The organism is Rhodopseudomonas sp. (genome assembly GCF_048594845.1).
Classification (GTDB): Bacteria; Pseudomonadota; Alphaproteobacteria; order Rhizobiales; family Xanthobacteraceae; genus Rhodopseudomonas.
Map to the genome: position 1 here is coordinate 1 of NZ_JBMDXE010000297.1, position 9,212 is coordinate 9,212.

Annotated in this window: 8 protein-coding genes; 7 read left to right on the plus strand and 1 reads right to left on the minus strand. The window is 67.3% G+C overall.

Annotated features, from left to right (window positions below):
• Positions 1-103: 103 nt before the first annotated feature.
• The 7 genes from ACOJTD_RS19290 to ACOJTD_RS19320 are packed head-to-tail and all read left to right on the plus strand — an operon-like array spanning position 104 to position 8,189.
• A complete protein-coding gene (locus ACOJTD_RS19290; protein ID WP_420134480.1) occupies positions 104-982 on the plus strand; it encodes an ABC transporter permease in 879 nt (292 codons plus the stop codon).
• The gene (locus tag ACOJTD_RS19295; RefSeq protein ID WP_420134481.1) at positions 979-1,875 is read left to right on the plus strand and encodes an ABC transporter permease; all 897 of its coding nucleotides are present in this window, start codon (positions 979-981) and stop codon (positions 1,873-1,875) included. The genes ACOJTD_RS19290 and ACOJTD_RS19295 overlap by 4 nt, the downstream gene beginning before the upstream one ends.
• A 12-nt stretch (positions 1,876-1,887) precedes the next feature.
• Positions 1,888-2,994: an ABC transporter ATP-binding protein gene (locus ACOJTD_RS19300; RefSeq protein ID WP_420134482.1), complete on the plus strand. Its 1,107-nt coding sequence runs from the start codon at positions 1,888-1,890 to the stop codon at positions 2,992-2,994.
• A 32-nt stretch (positions 2,995-3,026) separates the two neighbouring features.
• Complete coding sequence (locus ACOJTD_RS19305) at positions 3,027-3,512, plus strand: (2Fe-2S)-binding protein (RefSeq protein ID WP_420134483.1); 486 nt, start codon at positions 3,027-3,029, stop codon at positions 3,510-3,512.
• Between the two features lie 2 nt (positions 3,513-3,514).
• Entirely contained in the window at positions 3,515-5,902 is a 2,388-nt protein-coding gene (locus tag ACOJTD_RS19310) for a xanthine dehydrogenase family protein molybdopterin-binding subunit (RefSeq protein ID WP_420134484.1), read from the plus strand.
• 13 nt (positions 5,903-5,915) lie between these two features.
• The gene (locus tag ACOJTD_RS19315; RefSeq protein ID WP_420134485.1) at positions 5,916-6,713 is read left to right on the plus strand and encodes an FAD binding domain-containing protein; all 798 of its coding nucleotides are present in this window, start codon (positions 5,916-5,918) and stop codon (positions 6,711-6,713) included.
• A gap of 15 nt (positions 6,714-6,728) precedes the next feature.
• The gene (locus ACOJTD_RS19320; RefSeq protein WP_420134486.1) at positions 6,729-8,189 is read left to right on the plus strand and encodes an amidase; all 1,461 of its coding nucleotides are present in this window, start codon (positions 6,729-6,731) and stop codon (positions 8,187-8,189) included.
• Positions 8,190-8,202: 13 nt separating this feature from the next.
• On the opposite strand, the gene ACOJTD_RS19325 is transcribed toward ACOJTD_RS19320, so the two are convergent.
• Entirely contained in the window at positions 8,203-9,102 is a 900-nt protein-coding gene (locus tag ACOJTD_RS19325) for a LysR substrate-binding domain-containing protein (RefSeq protein ID WP_420134487.1), read from the minus strand.
• Positions 9,103-9,212: the final 110 nt, after the last annotated feature.

Sequence of the window (9,212 nt, forward strand, 5' to 3'; positions counted from 1 at the left end):
ACTGCGCCTGTCCGTCGCCCCCACCCGTGTCCCCCCCGGCGGCCGCGGGGCCCGCCCGCGACCGAAGACTTCGTAGACCTCGACCTCCAGCCTGGTCACGCCGATGCAGTCGAACTCTCCGTTACCCCGCGCCAATCTCGCCGGTTGGCTGTATGTGTCTCCGCTGGTCCTGGTGCTGGTGCCGTTCTTCGTGGCGCCGATCCTGGTCGTGCTGGTGGCGAGCGTGTTCACCACCGACGGCTTCGGCGGCCTGACGCCGGGCTTCACGCTGGCGAACTACGCGGAGGTGCTGAGTTCGGCGCTGACGCTGAAGCTGTATCTGGCGACGATCAAGTTCACCGTGCTGACCTGGCTGTTCACGCTGTTGATCGGTTTCTTCGTCGCCTACTTCCTGGTGTTTCACGTCCGCAATCCGCTGCTGGCGATCGGGCTCTTCCTGATCTGCACGGTGCCGTTCTGGACCTCCAACATCATCCGGATGATTTCCTGGATCCCGCTGCTCGGCAAGGAAGGTCTGATCAACTCCGCGCTGCTGTCGACGGGCGTGATCCGCCAGCCGCTCGACGTGTTGTTGTTCTCCGATCTCGCGGTGGTGATCGCCTACGTGCATCAGCTCACGATCTTCATGATCGTGCCGATTTTCAATTCGATGGCGCGCATCGACAAGCGGGTGATCGAGGCCGCGATCGACGCCGGCGCCAGTCGCTTCGAGATCATGCGCCATATCGTCGTGCCGATGTCCAAGAGCGGCATCGCGCTCGGCAGCATCTTCGTGGTGTCCATCGTGATGGGCGACTTCTTCGTGGTGAAGGTGATGTCCGGCGGCGGTTCGGCCTCGGTGGTCAGCGCGTTCTACGAGGACGTCGGCGTGCTGCAATATCCGACCGCGGCCGCCAGCGCGGTGCTGCTGACATTGGTGCTGATGGCTGTGGTGGCGCTGATCCTGCGCACCGTCGACATCCGCCGGGAGATCACCCGATGAGCACCGCGGTGGTCGACGCACCCGAGACGATCGAACCGGCGGCCAGCAAGGCGATCGCACCGAGCCGCGGCCAGCGGCCGTGGACGTTCTACGTGCTGGCCGGGCTTTTCACGCTCTACGTGCTGGCGCTCTACGGCCCGATGATCTGCATCTACATCCTGTCGTTTCAGGACATCCGCGGCGGCCTGGTGTTTCCGATGAAAGGCCACTCGCTGCACTGGTTCGTCGATCTGGTGACCCAGGCGCGCACCGGCGACGTCAAGGGTTCGTTCGATCGCTCGATCAAGCTGGCGCTGATCGTCACGGTGATCACCGTGGTGGTGTCGTTTCTCGCGGGGCTCGGCTTCCGCCGCCGCTTCGCCGGCGACAGCGCGGTGTTCACCATGATGATCGGCAGTCTGGTGGCGCCCGGCCTGGTGCTCGGCCTCGGCACCGGCCTGCTGTTCCAGGCGCTCGGCCTCAACGCCGCCTGGTACACGTCGGCGCTCGGCGCGCAATTGTCGTGGACGCTGCCGTTCGGCGTGCTGGTGATGTTCGCGGTGATGTCGCGCTTCAATCACGCCTGGGAGGAAGCCGCCTACGACCTCGGCGCCAGCCGCTGGCAGACGATCCGGTTGGTGATGATTCCGGTGCTGGCGCCCGGCCTGGTCGCGGTCGCGCTGTTCGGCTTCACGCTGTCCTACGACGAATTCGCCCGCAGCCTGCAGACCGCGGGCTCTCTCAACACGCTGCCGCTCGAGATCTGGAGCATGACGCTCAACGTCACCTCGCCGTCGCTCTACGCGCTCGGCACCGTGACGACGATCGTCTCCTTCATCGTCATCGGCGCCGGGCTCGGCACCATCGTGCTGATCCAGAAGCGACGCGGCGGTAGCGGCGCGGCGCACGGTTAGGAGTTGGCTGGCATGAAAATCGAACGTGGCGATATCGAACTGGCGGGCGTCTGCAAGAGCTTCGACGGCGTCAGCAACGTGGTCGACGGCGTCAATCTGAAGATCGCCGACGGCGCCTATTGCTGCTTCATCGGGCCGTCGGGCTGCGGCAAGACGACGATCCTGCGGATGATCGCCGGCCACGAGGATCCCACCGCCGGCGAGATCGTGATCGGCGGCCACAACGTCGTCGGCCTGCCGCCGGTGCAGCGGCGCACCGCGATGATGTTCCAGTCCTACGCGCTGTTTCCGCACCTCACCGTGCGCGACAACATCGCCTTCGCGCTGCGGGTGCGCGGCATGGCCAAGGCCGACCGGCTGCGCGCCGCCGATGCGATGATCGAGAAGGTGCGGCTCACCAAATTCGCCGACCGGCTGCCGGCGCAGCTCTCCGGCGGCCAGCAGCAGCGCGTTGCGTTGGCGCGGGCGGCCATCACCGAGCCGCGCGTGCTGCTGCTCGACGAGCCGCTGTCGGCGCTCGACGAACAGCTCCGCGTCCAGATGCGGCAGGAGCTGCGGCGGATGCAGCGCGAGCTCGGCATCACGTTCATTCACGTCACCCACACCCAGCTCGAGGCGATCGCGCTCGCCGACCTCGTGGTGGTGATGGACAACGGCAGGATCAAGCAGGCCGGCCCGGCGCGCGAGGTCTATGCCCAGCCGCACGACCGCTACGTCGCCGAGTTCATGGGCGGCCAGAACGTACTGTCCGGCCGGGTCCAGAAGGTCAACGGCGCCAGCTTTGTGCTGGGGCAGGCGGCGTCCAGCGCGATCGAAGTGCCGCTCCGCATCCGCTCCAGCCTTGGCGTCGGCGACAAGATCGACATCGCGATCCGGCGTGACGACGTGGCGCTGATCCGGCCGGGCGGGACGCTGCCGGCGGGCTGCTCGACCTCGCTGCCGAGCCGCGTGCTGGCGATCGAGTATCAGGGCTACTTCGTCAAGGTGATGCTCGACACCGTGCCGGACGACGAGTTCGTCGCCTACGTGCCGGAAAAGACCTTCTTCGCCGATCCGCTCGCTGTCGGAGACGTCGTCGTCGCTACCTGGCCGACCGATCTCGCCCGGCCTCTCGCCTGAACCCGTTCGTCGCGCATCAAGGAGTTCCGATCGTGCAGATATCCTTCACCCTCAACGGCCAACCGACCACTGTGGAGGTCGAGCCGTCCATGCTGGTCGCCGATCTGCTGCGCGAACAGCTCGACCTGACCGGCACGCATGTCGGCTGCGATACCAGCCAGTGCGGCGCCTGCGTGGTGCATCTCGACGGCGTGCCGGTGAAGAGCTGCACGCTGCTGGCACCAAGCCTCGACGGCGCGACGCTGCTGACCATCGAGGGCCTGCAGGGCGAGCCCGGATCGAACCGGCTGCATCCGATGCAGGAGGCGTTTCGCGAGCATCACGGTCTGCAATGCGGCTTCTGCACGCCCGGCATGCTGATGACCGCGATCGCGCTGGCGCAGGACAAGCCGAACCTGACCGAGGCCGAGGTTCGCCACGGCCTCGAGGGCAATATCTGCCGCTGCACCGGCTATCAGAACATCGTCGTCGCTGTGATGGCCGGCGCCGCCGCCATGCACGCGGCCGGGGGAGAGTGACCATGAGCAATGTGATCGGCATCGGCGCGGCCCCGAAGCGCAAGGAAGACCCACGCTTCCTCACCGGACGCGGCAACTACGTGTCCGACATCAAGATCGCCGGCATGACGGCCGGCGTATTCGTGCGCTCGCCCCATGGCCACGCGGTGCTGCGCGGCATCGACAAGACGGCGGCTCTCGCATTGCCGGGCGTGATCGCGATTCTGACCGGCGAGGACGCGGCGGCCGACGGGCTCGGCACGCTGCCTTGCGGCTGGGGAATCAGCAGCGCCCAGGGCGTGCCGATGAAGGAGCCGCCGTTCCCGGTGCTGGCGCAGGGCAAGGTCCGCTTCGTCGGCGACATGGTGGCGCTGGTGATTGCCGAGACGCCGGAGCAGGCCAACGCCGCGGCCGATCTACTCGACGTCGACTACGAGGTACTGCCTTCGGTCGTCGGCGTGCTCGACGCGGTGGCGCCCGGCGCGCCGCAATTGTTCGACGACATTCCGAACAACCTCTGCTGCGACTGGGAGCTCGGCGACAAGGCCGCAGTCGAAACCGCGTTCCGCAAGGCCGCGCATATCGCCAAGCTCAGCCTTGTCAACAACCGGCTGATCGGCAATCCGATGGAGCCGCGCGCCGCGGTCGCCGACTACAATCCCGGCACCGGCCAGCACACGCTGTGGACCACCAGCCAGTTTCCGCACGTCGTCCGCACGCTGATGAGCGGGCTGGTGCTGAAGGTGCCGGAGCACAAGGTGCGCGTCGTCGCGCCGGATGTCGGCGGCGGCTTCGGCGTCAAGCAATTCCACTACGGCGAGGAAGCGGCGCTTGCCTGGGCGGCGAAGCGCGTGATGCGTCCGGTGAAGTGGGTGGCGAGCCGCTCCGAGGGTTATCTGTCGGACCGTCACGGCCGCGATCACGTCACCGAGGCTGAACTCGCGCTCGACGAGACCGGCAAGTTCTTGGCGTTCCGCGTCAAGACGCTCGCCAATATGGGTGGCTATCTGTCGACCTTCGGGCCGAACATTCCGACCAACCTCTACGCGCCACTGCTCGGCGGCGTCTACACGACGCCGGCGATCTACTGCAACGTCAAGGTGGTGTTCACCAACACCGTGCCGGTCGACGCCTATCGCGGCGCGGGCCGGCCGGAAGCGACCTTCGTGCTAGAGCGCATGGTCGATGTCGCGGCCGCCGAGATGGGGATCGACCGCGTCGAGATCCGTCGCCGCAACATGATTCCGAAGGAAGCCTATCCGTATCAGACCCCGGTGCTGGTGCAGTACGATTCCGGCGATCCGATAGGCTGCCTCGACGGCGCGCTGGTCGCCGCCGATGTCGCCGGCTTCGGTGCGCGCAAGGCGGAGTCGGCGAAGCGCGGCAAATTCCGCGGGCTCGGCTACTCGACCTATGTGGAAGCCTGCGGCCTTGCGCCGTCGCGCTTCGCCGGCCGGCTCGGCGCGCGCGGCGGCCTGTACGAAAGCGCCACGGTCCGAGTACATCCGGGCGGGCAGGTGACGGTGCTGATCGGCACCCACAATCACGGCCAGGGCCACGAGACCACGTTCGCGCAGATCGTCTCGGAGAAGCTCGGCGTGGCGTTCGACAATGTCGACATCGTGTTCGGCGACACCGACCGCGTGCAGTTCGGCATGGGCACTTACGGCTCGCGCTCGCTGGTGGTCGGCGGCGCGGCGCTGTCGAAGGCTGCCGACAAGGTGATCGTCAAGGGCAAGAAGATCGCCGCGCATCTGCTCGAGACCAGCGAGCAGGACATCCACTTCGAAGCCGGAAAATTCTCGGTGGCGGGCACCGACCGGGTCAAGACCTTCGAGGAGATCGCCGGCGCCGCCTATGTGCCGCACAACTATCCGCTCGAAGTGCTGGAGCCGGGGCTCGAAGAACAGGCGTATTACGACCCGGTCAACTTCACCTATCCGGGTGGCTGCCATATCGCCGAGGTCGAAATCGATCCCGAGACCGGCGTGGTGGAGCTTCTCAACTACACGGCGGTCGACGACGTCGGCACCGTGATCAATCCGATGATCGTCGAGGGCCAGCTCCACGGTGGCATCGTCCAGGGCGTCGGTCAGGCGCTGTACGAGAATGCCGTCTATGACGACGGTTCGGGACAATTGCTGTCCGGCTCGCTGATGGACTACTGCATGCCGCGCGCCGATCACATGCCGATGATGAACATCGCCACGCATTCGACGCTGTGCACCCACACGCCGATGGGCGTGAAGGGCTGTGGCGAGGTCGGCACCATCGGCTCGCCCGCGGCGGTTATCAACGCTGTGGTCGACGCGCTGTCGCATCTCGGCGTCACCCATGTGGACATGCCGGCGACGCCGAACCGGATCTGGCGCCTGCTGCAGAACGCGTCGCTGCCGATCGCCGCCGAGTAAGGAGAACACCAGGATGAAATCGTTCGCCTATCACCAGCCGAGTCAGATCCCCGAGGCGGCCGGGCTGCTCGCCACGCTCGAAGACAGCAAGCTCGTCGCTGGCGGCATGACGCTGATCCCGACGCTGAAGCAGCGCCTTGCCACGCCGCCGGCGCTGATCGACCTGTCGAAGCTGCCGGGACTGTCCGGCATCACCGACGACGGCGCGACCATCACCGTCGGGGCAATGACCCGGCATGCCGAGGTTGCACGCTCGGCGGTGCTGGCGGCGCGGTTACCCGCGCTGGCGATGCTTGCGTCGCTGATCGGCGATCCGGCGGTGCGCAATCGCGGCACGATCGGCGGCTCCGTCGCCAACAACGATCCGGCGGCGGACTATCCTGCCGCCGTGCTCGGTCTCGGCGCGACCGTCGTGACGAATATGCGCGAAATTCCTGCCGACGAGTTTTTCGTCGGTCTGTTCGAAACCGCGCTGCAGCCCGGCGAGATCATCACGGCACTCCGGTTTCCGGTGCCGCTGAAGGCCGGCTACTCCAAGTTCAAGGCACCGGCGTCGCGCTATGCGCTCGTCGGGGTATTCGTGGCGCAGTTCGCCGAGGGCGTGCGCGTTGCTGTCACTGGCGCCGGCCCGGGCGTGTTCCGGGTGCCGCCGATGGAGCAGGCGCTGACGCAGCATTTCGATGCGTCGGCGATCGCGGCAATCAAGATCGACACCGAGGGCCTGACCTCCGACATCCATGCCGAAGCCGATTATCGCGCCCATCTGGTCACCGTGATGGCCAAGCGCGCGGTCGACGCGGCCCTGGCCTGAACTGCGAGATACATGATGACTGACGGTTCTCCTGTCGCCGCGCGCCTGTCGGCGTCCGCCGGGCTCGGCACCCTGTCGGCGGTCGACCTGATCGACGGCTACCGTCGCAAGGCCTTCACGCCGCGCGACGTCGTCGACGACGTGATCACTGCATTGGAGGCGACCGATGCCGCGTGCAACGTGGTGGTCACGCCGATGTATCAGCAGGCACGGGCGGAGGCGGATCGTCTCAGCAAGGCGATGCAGGCCGGCGAAGCCTGCGGGCCGCTTGCCGGCGTGCCGGTGACCATCAAGGATCTGGTCTATGTGGCGGGTGTGCCGGCTTATGCGGGCTCGCCGATGAACAAGGCGTTCGTGCCGCAGGCCGATGCCGCCGTGGTCGAGGCGCTGAAAACCGCCGGGGCGATCCTCACCTGCAAGACCACGACCTGTGAGTCCGGCTACAAACTCACCGCCGACAGCCCGGTGTCGGGCATCACCCGCAATCCCTGGAACACCGTCCGCACCAGCGGCGGCTCGAGCGGCGGCGCGGCGGCCGCGGTGGCGGCCGGCTGCGGACCGATTGCGATCGGCACCGATGGCGTCGGGTCGATCCGGGTGCCATCGTCGTTCTGCGGCGTGTTCGGGCTGAAGCCGACCTTCGGCCTGGTACCACGCTCGCCCGGCTTTTCGCCGCCGTCCTGGGCGTCGCTGGCGCATACCGGACCGATCACCCGCACGGTCGCCGATGCGGCGCTGGTGCTCGGGCTGATCGCCGGCTTCGATCCGCGCGATGCCGCGAGCCTGCCAGTGCCGTCGCGCCGGTTCGACGCCGACGCCGCGCCGCTCGACGGCCTGCTGATCGCCGCCAGTGTGGACTTCGGCTATGCGGCGGTGAGCGCCGAGGTGCGTGCGGCTTTCACCGAGGCGGTGCGGGTGCTCGAAGCCTGCGGCGCCGCGGTCAGGCGCGATGGTCCTGCACTCGATCCCGGCATTCTCGACCACACGCTGAAGCCGATCGCCTTCACCGAACAGGCGGCCGCGGTCGCGGCTCGGAGCGCGGATGAACTCGCGAGTTCGGAAGCGGAGTATCGCGCCGTCGTCGATCTCGGCCGCAGCTACAGCGGCACCGACTACATCGAGGCCGGCTATCGGCGCGGCCAGGCACGGAGCGCGTTCCAAAAATTGTTCGAGCGCGTCGACGTGCTGGTGACGCCGACCGTCGCCGTCACGGCGTTCGAGGCGGGCACGCTCGGCGTCGGCAGCATCGACGGCACCGAGGTCGATCCGCATCTCGGCTGGTCGCCGTTTACCTGGCCGATCAATCTGGCGGGGCTGCCGGCCGCGACGGTGCCGTGCGGGTTCGATCGCGACGGGCTGCCGATCGGGCTTCAGATCGTCGCGCCCTGGCTCGACGAACCTGCGATCTTCCGGGTGGCGGCGGCGTTCGAACGCGCCCGGCCGTGGGCGTCGATGTGGCCGCCGCGGCGCGCCTGAGCTAGCTCGCCGCTCAGGACAGTTCGATCGGCGTGCCGCGCGCGCCGAGGTCTTCGTCCAGGCGCAGATAGTGCGCCAGGTAATCGTGCAGCGCAGTCGCGGCCTTCGAGGTCGCGCCGCTCGATTTGTACAGCAGCAGTTCGACCTTAGGCAGCGGTGGCAGGCCTTCGGCGGCGCCGATCTCGCGCATCGTCGGGACCAGCGCGCTGCGGCCCATCACGGTGACGGCCATGCCGGCGAAAGCAGCGGCCTGCAGCCCTCCGACGCTTTCGCTGACGCAGGCGATGCGCCAGCGCAGCCCGGCGCGCTCCAGCGCGTCGATCGCGTAGTCGCGATAAATGTTACCGGGCGGCAGCAGCGCCAGCGGGATCGGCTGCTCGAGATGTGCCTTGGACTGCTCGCCCGTCATCCACACCAGCTGTTCGTGGCGTACCACCTGGCCGCCGGTGAAGTCGTTCATCCGGGTCACCAAGGCTATATCGACATCGCCGCGCCTGACCAGTCCGACCAGCGGCGTCGACAGCGCGCAGTTCAACTCGACCTGGATCCGCGGAAACGACTTGCGAAACACCGCCAGGATCGAGGGCAGCATGAACGCCGCATACAGATCGGGCGTGCCGAGCACCACCTGACCTTCGATCTCCTGCGAAGCGAGCTGCGAGATCAGCTCGTCGTGTAGCCGCAGGATCGACTTCGCATAGAGCAGCACCGTGGTGCCGTCCTCGGTCAACGAGACGCGCCGCCCGCCGTGCAGGAACAGCTGCTTGCCGGTGAGCTCTTCGAGGCGCTGCAACTGCAGCGTAATCGCCGGCTGGGTGCGGCCCAGGCGACGCGCGGTTTCGGTGATGCTGCCGGTCTCGACCACCGAGATCAGCGACCGAAGCATGCGGATATCAAGACTGATCAGGTTCATGCGGCATCCATGTCGGACACGCCAAAGCAAGTTCCGTGCTAGTTGCCGGTCTCGGCTGCGCTCCGGCTCGCCTCCGCCGCGGTCAGGACGCTCTGGTAGCTGAGCAGCCG